Annotated in this window: 16 protein-coding genes; 9 read left to right on the top strand and 7 right to left on the bottom strand. The window is 42.2% G+C overall.

Translation table 11 applies throughout. The annotated features are described in order from the left end of the window. Positions 1-27 precede the first annotated feature (27 nt). The 3 genes from coaBC to PSH48_RS11710 all read left to right on the top strand — a co-directional run bounded on the left by coaBC (position 28) and on the right by PSH48_RS11710 (position 4824). Positions 28-1221, top strand: coding sequence for a bifunctional phosphopantothenoylcysteine decarboxylase/phosphopantothenate--cysteine ligase CoaBC (coaBC, locus tag PSH48_RS11720; protein ID WP_064384813.1), 1194 nt, complete (start codon positions 28-30; stop codon positions 1219-1221). A gap of 97 nt (positions 1222-1318) precedes the next feature. Next, positions 1319-1906, top strand: a complete 588-nt coding sequence (gene slmA, locus PSH48_RS11715) for a nucleoid occlusion factor SlmA (RefSeq protein WP_004587943.1) — start codon at positions 1319-1321, stop codon at positions 1904-1906. Positions 1907-2064: 158 nt separating this feature from the next. After that, positions 2065-4824: a S9 family peptidase gene (locus tag PSH48_RS11710; protein WP_273611632.1), complete on the top strand. Its 2760-nt coding sequence runs from the start codon at positions 2065-2067 to the stop codon at positions 4822-4824. Between the two features lie 106 nt (positions 4825-4930). On the opposite strand, the gene PSH48_RS11705 is transcribed toward PSH48_RS11710, so the two are convergent. From PSH48_RS11705 to PSH48_RS11690, 4 genes are all read right to left on the bottom strand, one after another. Further along, a complete protein-coding gene (locus PSH48_RS11705; protein ID WP_273611631.1) occupies positions 4931-6088 on the bottom strand; it encodes an ROK family transcriptional regulator in 1158 nt (385 codons plus the stop codon). A 73-nt stretch (positions 6089-6161) separates the two neighbouring features. After that, entirely contained in the window at positions 6162-7403 is a 1242-nt protein-coding gene (locus PSH48_RS11700; protein ID WP_273611630.1) for a glycerate kinase type-2 family protein, read from the bottom strand. Positions 7404-7413: 10 nt separating this feature from the next. Next, on the bottom strand, positions 7414-8994 hold the full coding sequence (locus PSH48_RS11695; RefSeq protein WP_273611629.1) for a sodium:solute symporter: 1581 nt from the start codon (positions 8992-8994) through the stop codon (positions 7414-7416). A 185-nt stretch (positions 8995-9179) separates the two neighbouring features. Beyond that, the gene (locus PSH48_RS11690) at positions 9180-11621 is read right to left on the bottom strand and encodes a TonB-dependent receptor (RefSeq protein ID WP_273611628.1); all 2442 of its coding nucleotides are present in this window, start codon (positions 11619-11621) and stop codon (positions 9180-9182) included. 196 nt (positions 11622-11817) lie between these two features. On the opposite strand from PSH48_RS11690, the gene PSH48_RS11685 reads away from it, so the two are divergent. From PSH48_RS11685 to PSH48_RS11670, 4 genes are all read left to right on the top strand, one after another. Beyond that, positions 11818-13119 (top strand): MGH1-like glycoside hydrolase domain-containing protein, encoded by a 1302-nt coding sequence (locus tag PSH48_RS11685; RefSeq protein WP_273611627.1) that lies wholly within the window; start codon positions 11818-11820, stop codon positions 13117-13119. A gap of 16 nt (positions 13120-13135) precedes the next feature. Continuing rightward, positions 13136-14113, top strand: a complete 978-nt coding sequence (locus PSH48_RS11680; protein ID WP_273611626.1) for a carbohydrate kinase family protein — start codon at positions 13136-13138, stop codon at positions 14111-14113. After that, positions 14110-15309, top strand: a complete 1200-nt coding sequence (locus PSH48_RS11675) for an AGE family epimerase/isomerase (protein ID WP_273611625.1) — start codon at positions 14110-14112, stop codon at positions 15307-15309. The genes PSH48_RS11680 and PSH48_RS11675 overlap by 4 nt, the downstream gene beginning before the upstream one ends. A gap of 236 nt (positions 15310-15545) precedes the next feature. Continuing rightward, the gene (locus PSH48_RS11670) at positions 15546-16820 is read left to right on the top strand and encodes a purine-cytosine permease family protein (RefSeq protein ID WP_273611624.1); all 1275 of its coding nucleotides are present in this window, start codon (positions 15546-15548) and stop codon (positions 16818-16820) included. A 55-nt stretch (positions 16821-16875) separates the two neighbouring features. On the opposite strand, the gene PSH48_RS11665 is transcribed toward PSH48_RS11670, so the two are convergent. Continuing rightward, positions 16876-17394, bottom strand: a complete 519-nt coding sequence (locus PSH48_RS11665; RefSeq protein ID WP_024031376.1) for an Lrp/AsnC family transcriptional regulator — start codon at positions 17392-17394, stop codon at positions 16876-16878. Positions 17395-17590: 196 nt separating this feature from the next. Here PSH48_RS11665 and PSH48_RS11660 point away from each other — a divergent pair, with 196 nt between their 5' ends. Together PSH48_RS11660 and PSH48_RS11655 are read left to right on the top strand one after the other, a co-directional pair. Beyond that, positions 17591-19735 carry a TonB-dependent receptor gene (locus PSH48_RS11660; RefSeq protein WP_273611623.1) on the top strand — a complete coding sequence of 715 codons (2145 nt, stop codon included), beginning with the start codon at positions 17591-17593 and terminating at the stop codon, positions 19733-19735. A gap of 113 nt (positions 19736-19848) precedes the next feature. Further along, positions 19849-20955, top strand: coding sequence for a DUF917 domain-containing protein (locus tag PSH48_RS11655; RefSeq protein ID WP_273611622.1), 1107 nt, complete (start codon positions 19849-19851; stop codon positions 20953-20955). Here the strand turns inward: PSH48_RS11655 and PSH48_RS11650 are convergent. Both PSH48_RS11650 and PSH48_RS11645 read right to left on the bottom strand, forming a co-directional pair. Continuing rightward, positions 20952-21863 (bottom strand): tetratricopeptide repeat protein, encoded by a 912-nt coding sequence (locus PSH48_RS11650; protein ID WP_223230617.1) that lies wholly within the window; start codon positions 21861-21863, stop codon positions 20952-20954. The genes PSH48_RS11655 and PSH48_RS11650 overlap by 4 nt on opposite strands. Before the next feature lie 77 nt (positions 21864-21940). Then, complete coding sequence (locus PSH48_RS11645; RefSeq protein ID WP_273611621.1) at positions 21941-23125, bottom strand: NAD(P)/FAD-dependent oxidoreductase; 1185 nt, start codon at positions 23123-23125, stop codon at positions 21941-21943. Positions 23126-23350 lie beyond the last annotated feature (225 nt).

Here is a 23350-nt window from a genome sequence, read left to right as displayed (position 1 = left end):
GCATATACATTCAAGCAAAAAACACTCATGACTAACTTAACAAACAAAAAAATCGTACTTGGCATCACCGGCGGCATTGCGGCCTATAAATGTGCAGAGCTCGTTAGGCGCTTAAAAGAGGCAGGTTGCGAAGTAAAAGTAGTTATGAGCGAGTCAGCTAAGCATTTTATAACCCCATTAACCATGCAAGCGGTGAGTGGTGAAATGGTGTCTGATTCATTGCTTGACCCCTCAGCAGAGGCTGCAATGGGCCACATAGAATTTGCCAAATGGGCTGATTTAATTTTGGTCGCGCCTGCAACGAGTAATACCATTGCCAAAATGGCCGCCGGCATAGCCGATGATTTACTTACCACACTATTACTGGCAACCCCTGCTAAAGTGGCAATAGCCCCAGCAATGAACCAGCAAATGTATGCACACCCTGCAACACAAGCAAATTTAACCACTTTAAAAGCACGTGACGTACTTATTTGGGGCCCAGGCAAAGGTGAGCAAGCCTGTGGCGATGTAGGAGCTGGGCGCATGCTAGAGCCGCATGAGCTTGTGGCTTTGTGCACTGCTACAGAGCAGCCGCAATTATTAGCAGGTAAAACCATTACAATTACGGCAGGGCCAACCCGCGAGCCGCTTGACCCTGTACGTTTTATCTCTAATCACAGCTCTGGAAAAATGGGCTTTGCCCTGGCTGAGGCCGCTTTAAAGCTTGGTGCTCATGTCAATTTAATTTCAGGGCCTGTTACTATCAAGGCCCCTGTTGGCGTTAATTTAATAAACATTGAAAGCGCTGAGCAGCTATTAAATGAGTCATTAACCTATGCCCCACTCTCTGATGCTTTTATTGGTTGTGCAGCCGTAGCCGATTATAGAGCGGCTAATGTAGCGACTCAAAAAATGAAAAAACAAGGCGATGAGCTTACCCTCACCCTTGTTAAAAACCCCGATGTAATAGCCGCCGTGGCAAACTTAACGCAAAACCGCCCTTACACTGTGGGTTTTGCTGCTGAAACGCAAAATGTGGAGAGCTATGCAAAGGGTAAACTTAAAAATAAAAATCTCGATATGATCTGCGCTAACGATGTATCGCAAAGTGGTTTAGGGTTTAATTCCGATCACAATGCTTTAACACTTTACTGGCAAAATGAGCAGTTAGCACTTGCGGTAAATAGTAAAACACGCATTGCTCTTGAGGTAATTAAACAACTTGCCAAGCAACTATAAAGTGCTGGAAACAAACTGAATAAAACATTAACATAAGCCACTCATTTGAACAAAAAATGATTAGCAGCTAAAAATAACAAATAAAAAAGGAAGGTTCATGCCTGCGACAAAAAGAAGTAATCGCAAAGAGCAAATACTGCAAGCCCTCGCGCAAATGTTAGAAACCAGCCCAGGACAACGAATTACAACTGCAAAGCTTGCTGCTGAAGTGGGTGTGTCTGAAGCTGCGCTTTACCGTCACTTTCCAAGTAAAGCACGTATGTTTGAAGGCCTAATAGAGTTTATCGAAGACACGCTTTTATCGCGCATTAACCTTATTTTAGAAAACGAAAAAGAAAGCCAAACACGCGTTTATAATATTTTGTTGTTGCTACTAACGTTTGCAGAAAAAAACCCAGGTATTACACGCATACTTACCGGCGACGCCCTACAAGGCGAGCAAGAGCGTTTACGCGAACGTGTACAAGGGCTATTTGAAAAGCTAGAAACGCAATTTAAACAAGTACTGCGCGAGCGCAAACTTCGTGAAGGTAAAACCTTTCAAAGTGACGAACTCACCCTTGCTAACTTTTTACTGGCCTATGTTGAAGGTAAAATGAACCAGTTTGTGCGCAGCGACTTTAAAGTAAAACCAAGTTCGCAATTTGAAAAACAATGGCCTGAACTACAAAAAATTTGGTTATAACCTTACTTTATTATTTTACCGTTAGCGCTAGTTAATCGCGCTAACGTTTACCCTTTCGTCCCTTTTCTTATACCGCTTATCTGATCCGCTCGAAATATAAACCAAACTCGCTACAATACTTATTACATTAAAAGTACTGTGAAAAACGAGAATCAATAATGAAAACAACGCTCACCTTTTTAAGCTCTGCACTGCTTGCAAGCTTAGCGAGCCCGGCTGCTTGGGCTCAAAAGCCGTTAGAATTTAAAGACGTATTCGATTTTAAGTACGCAAAAAACACCCAACTTTCAGATGATGGTAAAATCCTCAGCTTTAGCGCTAAGCCTTACCGTGGCAATGCAAATGGGCAAGTTTATGACTTAACAACAAACACCCTCATTAGCACCGTGGAGCGCGGCACCAAGCCCGTTATTAACAAAGCGGCTAATTGGGTGGCATTTACACAAGTACCCACCCTGCTTGAGCAAGAGACCAGCGAGAAAAAGTCATCACTTAAAAACAACCTCATTTTAGTCAATACCCAAACCGGCGAAAAACAGCAATTTGCCGACGTAAAAGACTATGTTTTAGGTAACAATGGCCAGTGGCTTGCTTATCGAGTTGATAAAAAAGCAGAAAAAGACACACCCACTGAAGATAACAGCGAAGAAAAAAGCGCTATCACACCAGATAAAAAAGATAAAAGCTTTGAGCTAGTAATAATAAACTTAAAAAACAGCACCACCCACAGCTTAAATAATGTATTTAGTTATGCGCTAAGCCCAAGTGACACTCAGCTACTTGCCAGCCAAAGCTTTAGTGATGGCAACAACAATCAGCTTGTACTGCTTGAACTTAATAATAACTTTGCGCAAAGCGTATTAATTGATGAGCCAGGCGTGGTTGCACAATCAATTAGTTGGCACCCTGATAAAGAAATAGCCGCATTTAACCTCGGTAACTACGTAAACGATGATGAGCGTCGCAGACAATACTCTCTAAAGCTTTGGCAAAATAACACCCTTAGCACTATCGACTCCCCTAATAAAGAATGGGTTATAGGTAAAACAGCATCGATTAGCTGGTCTGAAAATGGCGAGCGCTTATATTTTGAAAACCACCCAAAGCTGGCCGCTAAAATAAAAGCAAAAGAGTACACCGACGAAGCATCACTGTATGACTTTGACACGATTCGTGAACATAAAGCGCTAAACGTGTGGCACAACAACGATGCCCAAATAAAACCACGAGAAGAGCAACAGTGGAACAAGGTTAATAAAAACCGCCATTACAGCGCCGTTTTTCATTTAAAAAGCCAAAAAGCAGTACAACTAAGCAATGAAAAAGTCAGCGATTTAGCGCTTAACATTAACCGTAGCCAAAGTGTATTAGGCTACTCTAACCAAGCCCACCTAGAAAAAATTATGTACGGTGGCTTTTTTGCCGACTACTACAGCATAAACATTAATACCGGTGAGCAAACTCCCATTATTAAAAATTCACCGTTTACACCAAGCCTTGCACCTAATGGGCGCTATGCGGTCTACTTTGCACAAAGCCAAGTACAACTTAAAGATTTAAAAACCAATAAAGTTACCGCCCTTAGCAAAGCTATTAATGCCACGTTTGCCGATGACAAACACGACTATCCATCACCGCAACCTGGCTATGGGTTTGCCGGTTGGTTAAATAACAGCAGCCAAGTATTGGTTTATAGCAAATACGATATTTGGGCGTTTGATGTCAACACTCAACGCGCTGAGCGTTTAACTAATGGTAAACCAAGCAATACACAATATCGCGTTATTAAGCTTGATAAAAACCAAGTAGGCTTTGCTCAAAACGATACATTACTTGTATCAGCCGTTAACTTACAATCAAAGCAACGTGAAGTAGCCAAGCTTGATTTAGCCTCACAAACGGTTACTAATGTACTGAGTGGCAAAAAACGTATTGATGTAGTTAAAAAGGCAAAACATGCCGATAAATACCTCTTTACCGAGCAAACATATCATCAGTTTCCTGATTACTACCAAAGCGACTTTAGCTTTACAGCGCCTAAAAAAGTTACCCACTTAAATCCACAAATGGCGGGTTTTTCCTGGGGCGAAAAGCCTGAGCTAATTCGCTACAAAGGCTTTGATGGCGAAGACCTACAAGGGGTATTAATTAAACCTGCAGGTTACAAAAAAGGCGATAAAGTGCCCGTTGTTGTGTATTTTTACCGCTACATGAGCCAGCGCATGTATGATTTTCCTAAAATGGAGCTAAATCATCGTCCTAACTTCCCTATGTTTACCTCAAATGGTTATGCAATCTTTTTACCTGACATTCGCTTTGAAATAGGCCACCCAGGTAAATCGACAACGCAAACCATGATCAACGCCACGCAAAGGCTTATAGACTTAGGCATAGCCGACCCAGCTAAAATAGGCCTACAAGGGCATTCATGGGCAGGTTATCAAAGTGCGTTTATGATCACCCAAACAGATATGTTTAAAGCGGTTGTATCGGGCGCGCCGGTATCAAACATGACCAGTGCATACAGCGGCATACGTTTAAAGTCGGGCCTTGCGCGTCAATTTCAGTACGAAACAGGGCAAAGTCGCATAGGTAAAAATTTATTTGAAGCACCCGAGCTATACATCGAAAACTCACCAGTGTTTTTTGCCGATAAAGTAAATACCCCTATTTTAATTATGTTTGGGGATAAAGACGACGCAGTGCCTTGGCACGAAGGCGTGCAATATTACTTAGCCCTGCGCCGTGCGGGTAAAGACGCCACCTTTTTACAATACGAAGGTGAACCACATCATTTGAAAAAGTTTCCTAATCAGGTCGATTTTTCAGTGCGTATGATGCAGTACTTTGACCATTACTTAAAAGGCAAGCCAGCCGCTAAGTGGATGACAGAAGGTGAACCGTTCGTTGAAGAGTAAAACCCATTCGCAATAACACTTAGTTAAGGAGTCGGTTTAAATACTAAAAAAGCCGATATTGTATAAATCAATATCGGCTTTTTGTTTTAACGTTTCTATTATTAAGCTACAAACACAGCTCTCTAAATGGCAAAGTGGCTGCACCAATCGAGACCGGAAAGTTATTAATGTTTGAGACCACCAGCTTAGGCATTGGGCGTTTAGCACCGCGTCTAAATTGTGCGTAAACCTCAGTACGCGCTATTACTTTTTCGGCCAGCTCTTTAGGTATATGGCCGCCAATAATAATCGCTTCTGCATCTAATAGCGCCGAACAACAAGTTGCTACTAAATCAAACGAGTCTTGAACTTTAAATAGCCACTCTTCTACGCCTGGCCATTCTGGGTCAAAGTCATCGTGCAGGTCGTAAATTGAATCAACCGCTACACCATTTTTTTTCAAAATACGCTTTAGTAACTCTAAATTGGGATGAGCGTATAACTTTGGCGGTAACATATCGCCAAGCTCGCCAGCATTACCGTAAGTACCACGCAGTACATCGCCGTTATTTACGATTCCGCCTCCAAATGCCGCCGAGACAAACATATAAACAAAGTTTTTATACTCGCGGCCTATACCTGCAACCCCTTCGCCAGCGGCGGCGCCTGTAGCGTCATTCACCACCCACGTAGGGAGTTGAAAATGCTTAGAGACAATATCGATAATATCAACCTGCGACCACTCCTCTAGCATATGGTGGGTATTCATTTTACCGTCCATAGAGCTAAAAAAGCCCGATATACCCACGCCCATCCCCAGCACTTTTTCGCTTGCAATGTTATGCTCTGCGCTTATATCGTCCACCAGCTTTTGCGCACTTTTAAGTACGTTATTAATACTCATGTCTGACATAAGCTGCATATGGGTGTAAATAACTTTACCGGTAAAATCCATAACCGCTACAGAAATAGCATCAAGCAAAATAGCTAAACCAAAGGTAAAGCCGTATTCGGGGTTAAGCGCAATACCAAACCCAGGCTTACCCTTTTTATTAGGTATTAGCGTATCGGTTTGCATTATTACGCCATGCTGAGTTAACGATTTAAGTAAACGCGAGACAGTTTGCTGCGGAATTCGGGTGGCGCTCACAATATGGCTTTGTGTTACGCACTGCTCCCAAAACACCACTTTAATAATATCACGTTCAATGTCTTGAAAAAGTTTGTCGCCTTTTCCAAGCTCAAATCCTGAGCGTAATAAGTTACTGTTATTTAGCGAAAACATAGCTATTAACCCTAATAAAATTGGAGCACAAGGTTACGTTAAACCACTTTAAAGAACAAGTAGGCGAGCGCGCCTACTCAATCACTATCACTCTAAAATCGTTAACGTTAGTATTGGTTGGCCCAGTAATAATTAAATCATCAATGGCTTTAAAAAACTGATGGCTATTATGGCCTTCTAACTGAGCGTGTAAGTTTTCGCCAGCATCAAGTGCGCGCGCAATCGTGCTGCTATTTATATACGCACCGGCAACGTCTTTACTGCCATCTACACCATCGGTATCACAGGCTATGGCATAAATGCCCGCCTCGGCGTTAAGCGCCTCTGCCAATGCCATTAAGTACTCTTGATTAGGGCCACCATCGCCATAAACATCGGCTACCGTTACTGTAAGCTCACCGCCAGAGAACAACATAACGCGCTTACCTTGCGCTTTTTGCTCAAGGGCAATTTTAGCATGTGCGCGGGCAACCTCTTTTGCCTCACCTTGAATGTCGTACCCCAGTACTTGCGTATTCCAGCCTTGGTGCTGCGCTACATCAATAGCACTGTCAATCGCGTGCTGGGCATTAGCCACAATAAAGTGTTTGCCTTGAGTATCAGCCGCGCGTGGTTGCTCAGGCTTTAATAAATGCGCTTCAATTTCGTTAATAACCGGCCAGTTGTACTTTTGTAAAATAGCCAGCGCATCGGCTTTAGTGCTGTTATCGCTAATTGTGGGGCCTGATGCAATATCACTTGGCTTATCCCCTACTACATCCGAAATAATCAGCGTGACATAATCCGATTTAGCCGCTTGCGCTAACTTACCGCCTTTAACAAGCGAGAGCTGTTTGCGCACAACGTTAATTTCATCAACGCTTGCACCGCTTTTAAGTAAAAACTGATTAAGCGCCTGCTTTTGCTCAAACGGTACATCATCTACCGGCAAACACATAAGCGACGAGCCGCCGCCTGATATAATAAACAAAATAGGAATATCGGCCGGATTATTTTTTACAAGCGCCAATAACTCTTTACCTGCTGCTAAGCTGTTATCATCAGGCGTTGGGTGATTAGCACTAAGCACTTTAATGCGCCCAGTATCGCCGGCACTTTCGTAGCCATAACGTGTCACTACCGCACCAAAGCATTTATCACCATAAAAACGGTTAACCTCTGCGGCCATTTCGGCGGCGGCCTTACCGGCGCCCACCACACATAAACCATTACTGGCATCTATATTTTCCAAGTACTTACTCATGCAAGCACTGGGTTTACAGGCATTTACCGCCGTGGTAAATAAATCGATTAAAAATGACTTTTTAGAATCCATGGGTTAACGCTCACGAAAAAATTGATGGAATAGCAAGGCAAATTAATACCATCACAACAAACATGCTAAGCAGCATAACGATATCTTTACCGGTTAAAATTGAGTTTGAGATAGTCTCAGCGTTTTGCGCTTTAGCAACCTCGTTTACTTCGCGTGGAATCGCAATGCTTGTCGTAAAGGTAATCACCGCTGTAGCCACAAAGCCAATAAAGTTCCACCAAAACCAAAATACGTCTGGTGCAAATACCGACACCAACAAGTTAATTAACACACCACTAATTAAGCCTATGTTTGCATGCAGCGCAGCACTGCGCTTACTAACTACGGCAATTAAAAATACCGCCAGTATTGGGCCATAAAATAACGAGCCTACTTTGTTAATGGCTTCAATAATAGTAGGTGCGATATCACCAGCATAAAGCGATAAAATTAACGTAATTGCCCCCCAAATAAGCCCTAAGTATTTAGCCAGTTTTAAGTAGGTTGGTTGGTCTAGCTCTTTATTCGAAATACGGCTGTAGTCTTCAATACTTACCGCCGAAAGCGAGTTAATAGCAGAGCTAAGTGATGACATAGCCGCCGATAAAATAGCCACCACTAATAAACCAATTAAGCCATGTGGTAAGTAATCTAAAATAAAGATTGGCATCATCCAATCTGGGTTATCGGCTGGAATTTTGGCTAAAAATTCAGGATTGCTCATAGCCAGTGTGCCTACAATTAAGCCCGACACACAATATAAAATAGTAATAGGAAAACGCACTACGCCGTTGGCTAAAATCATGTAGCGTAAGTTTTTAGGATCTTTTGCACTAAGTGCACGTTGCGCTTGTGTTTGGTCACACCCATAGTAAGAGGCGTAAAGCACCACACCACCAAAAATCATAGGTAAAAAGCCAAAACCATCGCCACTAAATCCAAACGAATCAAATTTTATGGCTTCTAATCGGCTCGAATCAACATTAGCAATAAAGGTATCAACCCCACCTAAGTGATAAAGTCCAAAGCCAATACAAGCAATAGTTCCCAGTACAATGATGATCATTTGAATTGCATCACCATACACCACGGCTTTCATACCCCCTTGCAGTGAATATAACACCGTGATCACGCCGGTAAGCACAATGGCTTGCCATGCTTCTATGCCCATGGTGCCTTGGAGAATAAGCGATACCGCATAAATCATAATGCCGGTGGCAAATGCGCGGCTAAACTGAAACACCACACTAATAAGCACACGGGTAGAACGACCAAAACGCATTTCTAAGTAATCATAAATACTTACAATACCGCTTTTATAAAGCTTAGGTAAAATAGTCGCTAAAATTAAAATCATCGCCAGCGGCACACCTAACTCATACGAGAGCCATTGCATACCACCGCCTTCACGCAAACCAACAAATGCAGGAGCCGAAATAAAGCTAATGGCCGAAAGCTGAGTGGCCATTACCGACAAAGCTAAAGGTTTCCACCCTAAGCTTTTGCCTCCTAAAAAGTAATCACTTTTATTGGTTTGTTCGCGTAGCATAAACCCCATTACCAATAAGGCACCAAGGTAAAGAGCAACTATTGAAAAATCTAATATATTCATAATTATTTCGCGTATTCACATTAAGAAAACACAGCGCCTTCTCAAAAATAAAAAACTAAACAGCTATATGCTTACTTCTAAAACAGTCCCTAAAAACAAGCCTATCGCTAACTTAGCTGAAAAATGCATCACAATGCAAAAAGCCTATTAACCCCAAAACAGGTTAATAGGCGTAAAGCATTTATTTAAAAGTCGTATTTGACTCTAAATGTAACGCGTCGTGGGAGAATTGGACGGCCTACAAAGTAAGGATTGTCTGACGTTTGGCTGTTGCCTAAACGCGGCGAGCCTTCGGTAACACCATCCGAGTCAAACAAATTAAATACCCCTACGCTTAAACGTACGGTTTGCTCTGGGGCGATTTGCCAGTTATAACCCGCATCAAATCTAAACAAGTGGAATGAATCAAGCTCTACAGAGTTTGCATCGTTAGCAAAGTTTTTACCTGTAAAGTTATGATACAAAGCAGCATCCCAATTATCTGCGGTGTAGCTTATAGAAGAGTTAAATAATACTTTTGGTTTACGACGTAACTCGTTACCAATAATAGAAGGGTCTGAGTCAAACTCAGTAAATTCGTGGTCAGTGTAGGTCATGTTGGCATCAACCGCCCACTCGTCGGTAATATCGTAGCGACCCGTAAGCTCCACACCCGTTGCTTTGGTTGATTGCATAACAGGCAGCTCTAATACCCCACCGTTGCCATCGTTAACAAAGTCTACGCTGCGTCTGTCTTTTAGGTCGGTTCTAAATAACGCAATGCTACCGCTAAAGTCGTTATCAAAAAACTTAATACCAAGCTCGCCTTGTTCAACAATTTCGGCTTCGTAGCTGGCAGGCTCACCTAAATCATTAAACTGAATCCCTCTAATTTCAGGGAAGAAAAACCCGCGAGATGCATTCGCGTATACGTTTAAGTTATCGGTTAAGCGGTATAAGGCTGCACCCGATACTGCAAATTCAGAGGTGTCTACTTCGCCGTAGGTCATTACACCACTGCCTGTGGTGTTTACCTGCAAATTAGGCGCAAGTGATGGATCATCAGAAATTTGTACAACTTGGCTGCCTTCACGGCTAATTTTGCCGTCAATTTCTTCATAACGTACACCAAAGTCGATAATCCAATCATCACTTTCCATTTGGTCCGCTACATAAAGCGCACGACGGGTAGCGCTAATTGTTTGGTTGGTGTAAGAAATACCTGGGCCACTAATACCATTTTGTGTGTACTGAACAACATCACCATCGGCATTGGTGTACGTTAAATCAACCAGCTCAGGGTTATTGTTAAATTCCCCCAAGTAGGTCGTAATAACGTTATCGTCATCGGCTTCACTGTGAGAGAAAAACGTACCTACGGTAATATCGTGGCTAAAATCGCCAACAAAAATACTTTTAACAATATTAAATTCGGCAGAAAAATCCTCTGCTGGGCGGTCTCTATCTAAAATACGATTAGCAAATAATAAGTCATCGCTTGCCAGTGCCTGCCCCGATGCAGTGTAAGTAAACGCTGCATTGCTTACATCACCTAAGCCACGGTTAGCTAAAAACTCTTCTTGGCTCTCAGGTACATTAATAATACCGTCGCCATCTAAAAATAGATTAAATTCGTGTTGGTACTTTGCGTATTTACTGCGCATGTTAATAGCAAAATCGTTAGCGAGCTCTTTTTCAAATACGACCGAGATTGAGCCACCTTTAGTTACCACACCATCACTAATTGGCGATTCATAACGACCATTGGCAGTATCGTAAGAGAGGTTAGACACATTAGCAGTTTGTAATGACTCCACCTCGCGTCCATCGTTACCAGTTAAGCGTTCGCGGCTGTCGCCATCAAGCGGAATAGGCAGGTAAAACTGCGCTTGGTCGTCAATGTATTGGCCATACACAGTAAATGAGCCAGAGCCGTCATCAAATTCTTTACGAATATTACCGCGCAGCTGAGTGCCTTTAGTCTCAAGCCCTGTATCTAACGGACCCTCATCGTAACGGTAAAAGCCCGACAGCGCATAATAAAGGCCATCTTCGTTAAGCGGCCCGCTTGTAGCAAAATCTAAACGGGTACGGCCCTGATCAGAAAGCTCCATTTGCACAGTACTTTGCGGATCATCGCTGCCTGTTTTAGAAATATAGTTAATAATACCCGCTACAGAGCCTTGGCCAAATAAGTTAGACACACCGCCACGCACAAATTCTACACGCTCAATACCTAAGTCGTTTCGGTAGTACACATCAAACGCCGATGAGTTTAAGCCAAAAACACTCAAACTAGGTGAACCGTCGTACGACAGTGGCGTAAACTGAAACTGACCCGATGAAGGTAAGCCTCTTACTTGTAGGTTTGTTCCAACCTCACCACCGCCCCCTTCTACTTTAATACCTGGGATATAACGTAATACATCTGCTTGGCTGCTTGATGAAAGCTTTATTAACTCATCTTCGCTAATAGAGGTTACTGACTGTGGGGTATCTGAAATAACGCGTCCTTTGCTGGTACCAGAGACGATAATACGTTCAACGTTATTTTCTTTTTTTGCTGTATCTGGCGCAGTCTCTTCTGCGGCAAACGCGCCTTGTGTGAGGCATAAAGATACAATAGAGGCGATCGTAGTTTTATTCACGGGTATTCTCCAATTGTGCTAGTTGTCTGTGTGTAATTACTTAGAGTGTGGCTAAGTAAGTGCGAAATAATCAAGTATACATGTTAGTTTTTTGTTACTTCGAACAGGATTTAAGCACAGAAAAAAAACATTTACAACCCATAATGAGTGCTTTAATATTATCAAAATCGAAAATAACACACAAAGAGCACCCAATATGACTACTACAATCAACGGTAAACTTGATGCAGCCACAGCGGCATCGCTTACAGAACTTGCTACTAAAACACTTATAGCAAACGATTTAGGTGGCTATACCGTCCCTACGCATGGCCTTTACCCGTTTCAGTGGAACTGGGATTCAGCGATTACAGCCCTAGGGTGGATGAAGTCTGACGAGAGCCGTGCGTGGCAAGAAATTGATGTGTTATTTTCAGGCCAGTGGGATGACGGCATGGTACCACATATCTTATTTCATAAAGATTCAACTACCTACTTCCCTGGTCCAGATGTGTGGGGCTCTGATAAAAAAATTAAAAGTACGTCTATTTCGCAGCCACCCGTTGTGGCAACAGTAATGAAAGAAATGCTTGCCAGCGCACAAGATAAAACCCTTGCAGAGCAAAAAGTTAAAGCATTATTTTCTCAAGTTGTTGATTACCATTTATGGTGGTACAACGACCGCGATCCTGAAAACACAGGCTTAGTGGTCACTTATCATCCGTGGGAATCGGGTATGGATAACAGCCCATCGTGGGATGATGCCCTTGAAGCTGTACCTGGTGTTGATTGGGAATACACCCGCCGCGACACCAGCCATGTTGATTCGTCGCAGCGCCCGCATAAAAGCGAGTATGACCGTTTCTTATACCTAGTAGACTTTTTTAAACGTAACAATTTTGATAGCAAAGTAATTTACGAAACCTGCCCGTACAAAATGAACGACCTAGGTATTATTGCTATTTTGCACCGTGCGACAAAAGATTTACTCAAAATGGGTGAACAACTCGGTTTAAACGATGCTCGTACCGATTATTTAGCACAGCGTCTAGAACTAACTCAAGCAGCAATTAATACGTTATGGTGTGAGCAAAGCGAATACTTTTACTGTAAAAACGTGTTAACCAACAGCCTAGCTAAAGTTAAAACATCGGCGGCACTACTAACCGTTTATGCTGGTTTAACAACTGACGAGCAAACGCGTATTATTAATACCGCGACAGAAGATTTTATTGAGTCGAGTCAATTTAGTGTGGCATCTACCCACCCTAAAGAAGAAAAATACGAGCCACAGCGTTACTGGCGCGGCCCTATTTGGTTACACATTAACTGGATGATAGCCATCGGCCTTAAAGAAGCAGGGTTTGTGACCACGGCAGATAAAATTCAGGACGACACGCGCGATTTAGTGCTTAAATCGGGTTACTACGAATATTTTAACCCAGAAACAGGCGCTGGCTGTGGTGGTAAAGATTTCTCATGGACAGCCGCTATTGCGCTGCATTGGCTACTTGATTAATAACTAAGGCAGCATTATGAAACACACAATATGTTTTGGTGAAGTATTGGTTGATTTACTCTCTGATAAATTAAGCCAAAACAACAGCGAGCACGAAGCGTTTACTAAGTTTGCAGGCGGTGCGCCTGCAAACGTAAGCGTAGCTATTGCAAAGCTAGGTGGTAACGCCTACTTTGCTGGCATGCTAAGCACCGACAGCTTTGGTGATTTTTTACATAACGCCTTAAAAGAGCAAGGCGTAAAAACCGACTTTATGCGCTTTACCGACCAAGCAAAAACCGCCCTTGCGTTTGTATCACTTGATAAGGACGGCGACCGTACGTTTGAGTTTTACCGTGATAACACCGCCGATCTGCACTTTACTAATAGTGACTTTAGCAGTGAATGGTTTGAGCAATGCGATATTTTTCATATTTGCTCAAACACCTTAACCGACGAGCGCATACGTAAAACCACCGCGTATGGGGTTGAATTTGCCAAGCAAAATAACTCAATTGTCAGTTTTGATATTAACTTACGCCTCAACTTATGGCCTAGTAATGCTAACCCGCGTGAACACATTTTACCCCTGATAAAACACTGCTCTATTATTAAAGCCTCTAAAGAAGAGCTTGAATACTTAGCGGGTGAGCAAACGGGTGAAGAATTTATAGCCGACACTCTCAATAATGGCTGTGAGTTATTTGTGGTTACCGATGCAGGCAACCCGATGCATTGGTATACCAAAAATGCCAAGCAAACGCTTCACCCTAAAAAGGTTACTATGGTTGATGCTACCGCCGCAGGAGATGCGTTTGTAGGTGGATTGCTGTATCAACTAGGCTTACAAAACCTGACTCCTAGCTCTTTTAGTAAGCTTTGCGACAACCCCGAAACACTAACAACTATTTTTGAATTTGCTTCGTTATGTGGTGCTCATGCAGCATCTTACAAAGGGGCATTTACGTCTCTTCCTAACGAAAAATCGCTTAACGATTTTAGGAGCGCACTATGAGCCTCACACCTGATAACTTTAAAAGCCGCGAATTTTTAACACAACATATTGCCGATACGCTGGCGTTTTACGAGCCAAACATAGACGACGAACACGGCGGTTTTTACCAAAACTTTTCGGATAATGGTGAGGTATTTGATAAGCAAACTCGCCACCTAGTAAGCTCTACTCGGTTTGTATTTAACTATGCACGTGCGTACCAAACCTTTAATGACGAAAAGTACCTAAACCGTGTTAAATCGGGTATTGAGTTTATTCGTAAGCACCACTTTGTTGAGCAAACAGGCGGTTACAATTGGTTATTAAGTGTTGAGCAAGGTAACGCCACTGTACTTGATGATACCAACCACTGCTATGGCTTTGCGTTCGTGATTTTAGCCTACAGTTGGGCATACCGTGTAGGTGTTACAGAGGCACGCGAATACCTAAACGATACATTTCAAACAATGGAAACGCATTTTTGGGATGCAAAAGCGGGTTTATATAAAGATCAGCACAACAATGACTTTACTAAGTGCGATCCGTATCGCGGGCAAAACGCCAATATGCATACGTGCGAAGCACTTATTGCCGCTTATGAAGCCACTCAAGATGAGCTATTTTTAAATCGCGCGCTCACACTGGCTGATAACATGGTTAATCGCCAAGCTAATTTAATGGGTGGGCTTATTTGGGAGCACTACGATATAAATTGGCAGGTTGATTTAGAGTATAACAAAGACGATCCTAAAAATTTGTTTCGCCCGTGGGGTTTTCAGCCAGGTCATCAAACTGAGTGGTCAAAACTATTAATGTTTTTAAATAAGCATAAGCCACAAACTTGGCTTGTAGAGCGCGCTCAAGCGTTATTTGATAATTCAATAGACGTTGCATGGGATAAACAACACGGCGGTATTTGTTACGGATTTGCGCCAGATAAAAGCATATGTGATGACGACAAGTACTTTTGGGTGCAAGCCGAAACACTGTGCTGTGCAGCCTACCTTTATGAAACCACCGGGGATGAAAAATACCAGCAGTGGTATGACAAAATTTGGCAGTACTCGTGGCAGCACTTAGTTGATCATCAATACGGGGCGTGGTTTAGAATTTTAACCGTAGATAACAAAAAAATAGATACCATGAAAAGCCCAATTGGTAAAACGGATTACCATACTATGGGTGCCTGTTTTGACGTGTTGGCGTTATTAAAATAACCCAATAAGGTAAAACATTTAATTGTGTTGTGTAGACCTTTAAACCGCCTTTTTGGCGGTTTTTTTTGCCTAAATGATTACGCCTTTAATACCCTAAAAATAATCACCACAAAATATAATTTTGTGCGCGCCCTACTTTTTAAACCTCATATTTTGAATAAACACCTAATAATAAAAAATTTTGCACGCCAGCGGCGTATAGTAATATAAAAGATAATAAAAAAGAGAAACAGGCAATGCCAAACGGGAACGAACCCCACACTATTAATAGCAACGAACTTGTTGCCTGGCCGCGCATTGCAGCCATAGCCGCTATGCTCAGCTTTTCGCTGCCCACTTTTATCACCGGCCTAGAAATACATCAAAGTTCAAGTGTGAGTAATACACTGTGGGCGTTAGTTATTGGCTCACTTATATTAACCCTTATTGGTGGGGCTATGGGCACCATAGGTGTAAAAAGCCGCTTAAGCTCTTATTTATTGGTAAAAATAGCGTTTGGTAATGCTGGCGCGGGCATTGTTAATATTGCCTTTGCTTTATCGTTAATTGGCTGGTTTGGCGTAAATATTGATTTGTTTTCTAATGCCGTGGTGCGCTTACTCAGTGCAGAATTTAATATTATTATGCCCGAATGGCCCATCGATATAATCGCAGGTTGCGCCATGCTCATAACCACACTGTATGGGTTTAAAGCCATTAATGTGCTGGCCGCTATCATGATCCCTATTTTGGCTGCGGTCACCGCTATGATGCTTTTTGGCGCGCTCGATAGTATGCCACTGGTTGATTTTATTAATTTAGAAAAATCAGCAGCGCTTTCTCTTGAAGATGGTGTAGCAGCCATTGTTGGCGGCGTTATTATTGGCGCAATAATATTGCCCGATATAACCCGTTTTTCTAAGCAAAAACGTGGCGGCGTGTATACCTCATTTATTGCGTATATGGTTATTGAGCTTTTGGTTATTTTTGTGGCTGTGTTTGCCGCAGCCGCCATGCAAGAAACCGAAATATTAAGCTTAATGCTTGCGCTTAATTTGGGGTTTTCAGCGTTTTTTATTGTGATAGCAGGCAGCTGGATTTTAAATTCGTTAAACCTGTACAGTACAGCACTTAGCGTGGAGGCTACCTTCCCGCATTGGCATAAAAAGTGGGTTATTGTGTTATTAGGTTTGGTGGGAATTGGCGCCGCCTTTATAAATATTTTAGATATGTTTATAAGCTTTTTAGCGTTTTTGTCTGATATTTTTGTACCGGTAGCGGGCGTAATTATTGTTGATGCACTGTTTATTAAACCCCATGCTTATAACGCAGCGGCTTTGGCAAATAACGCTAACTTTTCACTTCCCGCATTTAGCGCATGGTTTGTAGGCGCGGCATATGCGGTGTGTAATGGCACTTTATTTAACGTATCAATGAGCGGTATTAGCGTGATTGACGCCATTATATTAACGGCCGTTATTTATACCCTGTTTGCAAAAGCCATTGCCCCCAAACCGGTTATTCAGCAATAACTTTAAACAATAAAAAGGCGCATAAAGCGCCTTTTTATTAATCTAAATTAGGGGGCTACTCTTCATCGTCTACTTTCATTTCGTCTCGCCATTTAAGTTTTTCCAGCGGGTAGCCTAAAAAGAACTTAGCGCGCTCAAGCACTATGCGTGTAGTCAGCTTTTTAATTGCATACTGTGAGCTACCGGTTAGCCTGTCGCACATTGCATTAAGCGCTTGAATATCGGCAAAACAACAAAAAGAAATATAATCAATATCACCACTTAATTGCATGCAATCCATTATTTCGGGAATGTTGTGTATGTCAGCTAAAAACTTACGCCGCGCTGCTAGGTTATTGTCCTCTAGGGTAAATTCCATATAGGCAAACACGTGCTCACAAATTTGCTCTAAATTTATATCAGCATGAAAGGTTCTAAAATATCCCGCCTCTTTTAATGCTTTTACTCGCTGAAAACATGCACTGGGCGACAAGTTAACTTGCTCGGCCAATTCAACGTTTGTTAAATCGGCAGTTAGGTGCAGAATTGCTAGTATTTTTTGATTGTACCTGTCTATTTTTATCGTTTTTTTCATAACCGGTTTCACATTTAATAATAATTAATTTTGTAAATTTAAGGTCAACAAATACATAAAATTACGCGCTTAAGCGTTATTTTCAGCAATTTGTGTGTGCTGTATTAAGGGTTTACAAAATATTATTTTGTCTGAAAAAGCGACAATGTTTATCACTAAGTAACATCACCATGATAGTCACATTAGGACATAGAACATGAGCAGATACAACAAAATACGCTTTCGTAAAACACTATTAGCATCGGCAGTCACCCTGTCGTGCATAAACTATGTGCATGCGCAAGAACAACAACAAACAGTAACTGACACTATAGAAAAAATTTCGGTGATATCGCGCGGGCGTGTTGAGTCGATACAAAACGTGCCCGACTCTGTTACCGCATTTAGCGCCGAGACAATCGAAAAATCACGTATTACTAACTTTCGTGATGTTGCTAATTTAACTCCCAACTTATCACAGCTCGATAATTTTAGGCCCGGCCTTGCCCGTATTACTATTCGTGGCTTAATTACACCGCAGGTGGGCGATCCGCCATTAGCGTTTGTAGTTGATGGTGTTACCGCCCCCGATTTAGAGTTTATAAACCAAGACCTAGTTGATATTGAACGTATTGAAGTTATGCGTGGTGCACAAGGCGCACTGTATGGCCGCGGCGCCATTGGTGGTGCGGTTATTGTGACAACTAAAAAACCCATTGAAGACTTTGAAGGTAAAATTAAAGGCTCAATAGGTAATGGCAACACGTATAATTTGAATGCGGTTGTATCGGGTTCGCTTAACGATGAAAACACCGCTTATTTTAGAGCCGGTGGTTACATTAAAGATACCGATGGGCTGATTAAAAATACCTACACAGGCGATTACGCCGACCCGTTAAAAGAGCAATCGGTTTTTTCACAGTTAGAGTTTGAGCTAAGCGAAGACACCTCAATAAATCTTAAAGGTAAATACACCTCAAGCGAAGCTGGGTTTGCTTACTACCAAGGGGTGAGCGATGACACCATTGAAGACTTTTCAATTAATACCTCACAAAATATTATTAACCAAGATGAGCGTGATGTGTATGAGCTAAGCGCCAAGCTAACCCAATATTACGATTTAGGTAAATTTGAGTTTGTCACCGCGTACAGCAATTCAGAAAACGAGCACTTTTACGATGGCGACTACTCTGCCGATGCCACCTTTATTGACGAAGATGGCTTTTTTAGAGCCCCATTTGGCACAGAAGGGTTATACGATATTGAATCGTTAACGCTAGAGTCGCGGTTTATATCCCAGTCGGATCAGGCTTTTAGATGGTCGGTGTCGGCGTTTTATCAACAGCGCGACCGCGATACTGCGGTATTATTTTACGATGATTTTACCGATGCCGAAATTTTAACGCGTGCAGATTTTGCTAATGACGAGCCCTACCTTTCAATTATCGATAACAACAGCAGCGATGCATGGGCACTTGCTGGGCAGTTTAACTACGATATAAACGAGCAGTTAGAGCTCACCGGTGCGATGCGTTACGATCACGATACTCGCGAGTCGTTCGACCCAACCAATAAAGACGCCACTTACGCTAAAAAATCGTTTAGCCAATTACAGCCAAAAGTTACCTTGGCGTACCAAATGAATGACGACCTACTGCTTTACACCGGCTACTCGCGTGGTTTTAGAAGTGGGGGCTTTAACGAGCCAGCCGACGGTATTAGCCGCACCTTTGATAAAGAAATTTCTGACAGCTACGAAGTAGGCTTTAAAACCGCTTTGTTTAATAACAAAGTTACCCTTAATGGCGCCGCGTTTATTATTGAGCAAGACGATGCGCAATTTACCCAATTTAATATAGATACCTTCACCCTTGAAAACCTCTCTATTAACGAAGTACAAACCAAAGGCTTAGAGCTAGAAGCCGCCTTTGCTGCCACCAGCAATTTAAGTATTAACCTCAGTGCAGGTATTGTTGATTCAGAAATTAAACGCTTTGCACTGCGCCCCGAACTGGCTGGCAGGCCCCAATTTTGGGTGCCTGAGTATAACTACGGGCTGTCGGCAAATCATAACTTAGCACTAAACGGTGAGTGGTCATTGTTCTCGCGCGCTGAGCTATTAATTGAAGGCCCTAAAACATTCAGTATTGATATTCCTGATGTTGAGTCGTCGCGTTATACCTACCTAAATGCCGGTGTAGGGCTTAAATCAGAGCAGTGGAGCGTTCAAGTTTACGTAGAGAACCTTACGGATGAGCGCGCTATTGAAGATATTTTTCTACTGGCCGATGGGGTTACAGACTTAGTGCGCCAACCTAATAAGCCTCGTAGTTACGGTATAGAGCTCAGTTACCAATTTTAATTTTTTCACCTTTACAGCAGGTATTTTTTTAATGCCTGCTGTTTTATACCTATCCGCTTAATTAAGTGATCTGTTTTGGGGATGGGTATGAGTTAACCAATAGCGATACACACATGCAAATTCTTAATCGTGACCAACTTATTGATATTTTATACGGCTGCGCCATTTTAGGCACTGGCGGCGGCGGTGAGTTAAGTGAAGGCATTGCCTATATTGACGAAGCACTCGCACAGGGTAAAACCTTTAAACTAATTAGTGCCGATGAAGTCCCCGCGGGTGAGCTTGTTTGTACGCCTTACATGTTAGGGGCAATATCTGCTTTAAGTGAACAAGAAGAACGCGCTTATGCAAACCTACCCCGCAGCACTAAGCATGCGATTTTAGCTGCTTACCAGCGCACCCTTGAATACACAGGTAACGATGCTATTTATGGCACTATTTGTTGTGAGCTTGGCGGCTCAAACACCGCAGTATCGTTTTACTTAGCTGCAATGTTTGACGGCTACATTATTGATGCCGACCCCGCTGGGCGCGCAGTACCGGAGATCACCCATTCAACCTATTATTTAAATAACTTACCCGCCGCGCCCATTATTACCGCGAATGAATTTGGTGAGTGCTTTATTTGTGAAAATGTAGTGGACGACTTACGCGCCGAAACAGTCGTGCGAGCACTGGCTAAAATTAGTCGTAACGACATTGCAGCCATTGATCATATTTTACCTATTGAGCAAATGAAAAACGCGGTTATTCATGGCACCATTAGCAAAGCCCTTAAACTTGGTAAAGCAATGCGTGAAGCCAACGAGCAGCACGCTAACACCGCACACATAATTGCCAAGCACGGCGGCGGCTTTGTTGCCTTTGAAGGCGAGGTAAGCACATTTGAATTTAACACCGTAGAGGGATTTACGTTAGGCGAAGTAACACTTAAAGGGTTAGGCGAGTTTGTAAATAACAACTACAAAATAACGGTTAAAAACGAAAACATGGCCGCGTTTTTAAATGACGAAGTGCACGTAACCATTCCTGATTTAATATGCTGTATTAACAGCCAAACAGGCACACCAATTACTAATCCTAATTACGAGGTAGGCATGAAAGTAGCCGTTGTAATTTTACCAGCGCCAAAGGAGTTTACAGGCCCTAAAGGTTTAGAAATATTTGGCCCGCGTTACGCAGGCGTTAACACCCCATATAAAGCAGCGATTGCAAATTAATTATTGCTAAGGGCGTGCTGCAGCTTGCTATACAATGCAGCATGGCCTTTACCAAACTCGGTGGCGTTTCTATCAATGCGACTAAGCCACTCTTTCGCTTGTACCTTTTTACCTATTTGTAAATATACCTGCGCTAAACGTAAGCTATAAATAGCATGGTAAATGCTTGAGGGCTCAGTAAATTTGAATGCGGTTTTATAATAATTTATAGCTTCTAAATACTCTTTATTTTGCTGATAACTGTACGCTAAGTTACCGCTAGCAAGCACTATTTTAGCAGCGTGGTTGGTGTTTTTTATGGCGTTATAGGCCATTAAATTACTTTTTACTGCGTGCTCGTATTGCTGCCATTTTAAGTAAATATGCGCTTTGTTAATGTGCAGCTCTAAATGAAAAATAGGATCGTTATTTTTTGCAAAGCGCTGCTCGGCATCTCTTAGTAATCGCATCGCTGCTTTTTTACTACCAAACACATAGTGTAGGTTAGCCAACTCCACTAATCTTAAAGGGTCACCAAAAGCATTATATATCCCGTCTAACTGGGTAAACGCTTTAGCGGCATACGTTTTAGCTTCTGCTTTTTTGCCAATATAGTTAAGTGCTTTCGCGTAATAAAAATACATTTGTAGCTTAAATACATCGGGCAGCTTATCTTGCTCTAAAAAAGGAGTAATAGCGTTGAGTAAGTTTTCGAACTGTTGGTAGTCGTAGTAGTAATCAAATTGGTAGGTTTTTATTTTGTACCACTGTGCAGGGTTATCTTTGACTTCATTAAGGCGCGTTTCAATATAAGTTAAACAGTGCGTTTTGGGCTGTTGCAAGCAAAACGCTTCATGATCGCTGTAGTTTTCTGATGCTAATGCATTAAAACTTGTAGCGACAATACTTAACAGCAAAAATATACGCACCAATATTACACTCTTTAAAATCACCTTAATTAAGAGTGTAATATTTTTATCTCATCTATCACAATACGCTGAAATACTTATGCATATTGCCCACATGCAAACCCACAGCTCCACGCATACTGGAAGTTGTAGCCCCCAAGCCAGCCTGTTACATCGGTTACTTCGCCTATAAAATATAAGCCTTTGGCTTTTTTAGCTTCAAAGGTTTTAGAGCTCAGCTCATCGGTATCAACGCCGCCCAAAGTTACCTCGGCGGTACGATAACCCTCTGTGCCATTAGGTTTTATTTGCCATGCGTGAATATAGCTTGCTAACTCATCTATTTGAGCATGGGTAAGCTGATTAATATTACAATCTGGAATCGCTTTGCTGTCGTGCAGTATGTCTATAAAGCGTTTGGGTAAAATAGTCGCAAGGCTGTTTTTTAATGATTTTTGGGCTTGTGTTTCTCGCCAATCAGCCAGTTGCTGTTTTAAATCGAGATCAGGGAGCAAGTTTATGCTTACTGCCTGCCCTGCTCGCCAAAATGAGCTTATTTGCAATATGGCAGGCCCCGATAAACCTCGGTGAGTAAACAAAATATTCTCTTTAAATACAGTGCCGTCTTCGCTAGACACTTCGCACGGTATACTAATTCCTGAAAGCCCTTCAAAGCGTTCTTTATCGTGTTGATGCAAAGTAAATGGCACAAGCGCCGCCATGGTAGGTAGTACGTTTAAGCCAAACTGCTCTGCAATTTTATAGCCTATAGGAGTGGCGCCAAGCTTGGGCATTGTTAAACCGCCCGATGCGATAACTAGCGATTCACAAGTAAGTGTTTCTTGCTCAGTGGTAATACGGTAGCCAATATCAGTTTTAGCCACATTTAACACTTCGCTGCGCAATTTAATATTAACACCAGCCCACTCGCATTCGGTAAGTAGTATATCAACTATATCTTGCGCGCTGTTATCGCAAAACAATTGGCCTAAGGTTTTATGATGGTATGCCAAGCCGTGGCGGTCCACCAGCTCAATAAAATCGTGTTGGGTATAGCGGCTTAAGCACGATTTAACAAAGTGAGGGTTACTGCATAAGTAGTTTTCTGGACTGGCATTTTCATTGGTAAAATTACAACGCCCACCACCACTTATTAAAATTTTTCGACCAGGCTTTTTGCCCATATCAAGCACTGTAACGCTACGCCCGCGATAACCGGCTTGTGCTGCACTCATTAATCCGGCTGCACCTGCGCCAATCACAATTACATCTACTTGATTCATTACTTCGCCCTACTCAAAAATTTGCCCGATTATAGCAAAGTTTGTTTAAACACTCTGAATAGAATTTATTATTAAATTTATAGCAACAAATGTAACCAAGGCTAGTTATAGGCTTTTCTAAACAGTGTAAAAATAACAATCCTTTATACTTATTTTTGTTTTATATGATAAATACTAAACAACGACAAAGGCACCGTACACCTAGGTTATAACTAAAAGAAATAG

Origin of the sequence: Pseudoalteromonas sp. Angola-4 (assembly GCF_028599265.1) — a bacterium.
In the GTDB taxonomy this organism is placed as follows: domain Bacteria; phylum Pseudomonadota; class Gammaproteobacteria; order Enterobacterales; family Alteromonadaceae; genus Pseudoalteromonas; species Pseudoalteromonas atlantica.
The sequence above is the reverse complement of the archived record's forward strand: the minus strand, read 5'-3'. Positions and strand labels throughout refer to the sequence as shown.

Excerpts from the sequence above, each read along its gene's own strand:
- coaBC (WP_064384813.1), top strand. The coding sequence starts at position 28 with ATGACTAACTTAACAAACAAAAAAATCGTACTTGGCATCACCGGCGGC.
- slmA (WP_004587943.1), top strand. The coding sequence starts at position 1,319 with ATGCCTGCGACAAAAAGAAGTAATCGCAAAGAGCAAATACTGCAAGCC.
- PSH48_RS11710 (WP_273611632.1), top strand. The coding sequence starts at position 2,065 with ATGAAAACAACGCTCACCTTTTTAAGCTCTGCACTGCTTGCAAGCTTA.
- PSH48_RS11705 (WP_273611631.1), bottom strand. The coding sequence starts at position 6,088 with ATGTTTTCGCTAAATAACAGTAACTTATTACGCTCAGGATTTGAGCTT.
- PSH48_RS11700 (WP_273611630.1), bottom strand. The coding sequence starts at position 7,403 with ATGGATTCTAAAAAGTCATTTTTAATCGATTTATTTACCACGGCGGTA.
- PSH48_RS11695 (WP_273611629.1), bottom strand. The coding sequence starts at position 8,994 with ATGAATATATTAGATTTTTCAATAGTTGCTCTTTACCTTGGTGCCTTA.
- PSH48_RS11685 (WP_273611627.1), top strand. The coding sequence starts at position 11,818 with ATGACTACTACAATCAACGGTAAACTTGATGCAGCCACAGCGGCATCG.
- PSH48_RS11680 (WP_273611626.1), top strand. The coding sequence starts at position 13,136 with ATGAAACACACAATATGTTTTGGTGAAGTATTGGTTGATTTACTCTCT.
- PSH48_RS11675 (WP_273611625.1), top strand. The coding sequence starts at position 14,110 with ATGAGCCTCACACCTGATAACTTTAAAAGCCGCGAATTTTTAACACAA.
- PSH48_RS11670 (WP_273611624.1), top strand. The coding sequence starts at position 15,546 with ATGCCAAACGGGAACGAACCCCACACTATTAATAGCAACGAACTTGTT.
- PSH48_RS11665 (WP_024031376.1), bottom strand. The coding sequence starts at position 17,394 with ATGAAAAAAACGATAAAAATAGACAGGTACAATCAAAAAATACTAGCA.
- PSH48_RS11660 (WP_273611623.1), top strand. The coding sequence starts at position 17,591 with ATGAGCAGATACAACAAAATACGCTTTCGTAAAACACTATTAGCATCG.
- PSH48_RS11655 (WP_273611622.1), top strand. The coding sequence starts at position 19,849 with ATGCAAATTCTTAATCGTGACCAACTTATTGATATTTTATACGGCTGC.
- PSH48_RS11645 (WP_273611621.1), bottom strand. The coding sequence starts at position 23,125 with ATGAATCAAGTAGATGTAATTGTGATTGGCGCAGGTGCAGCCGGATTA.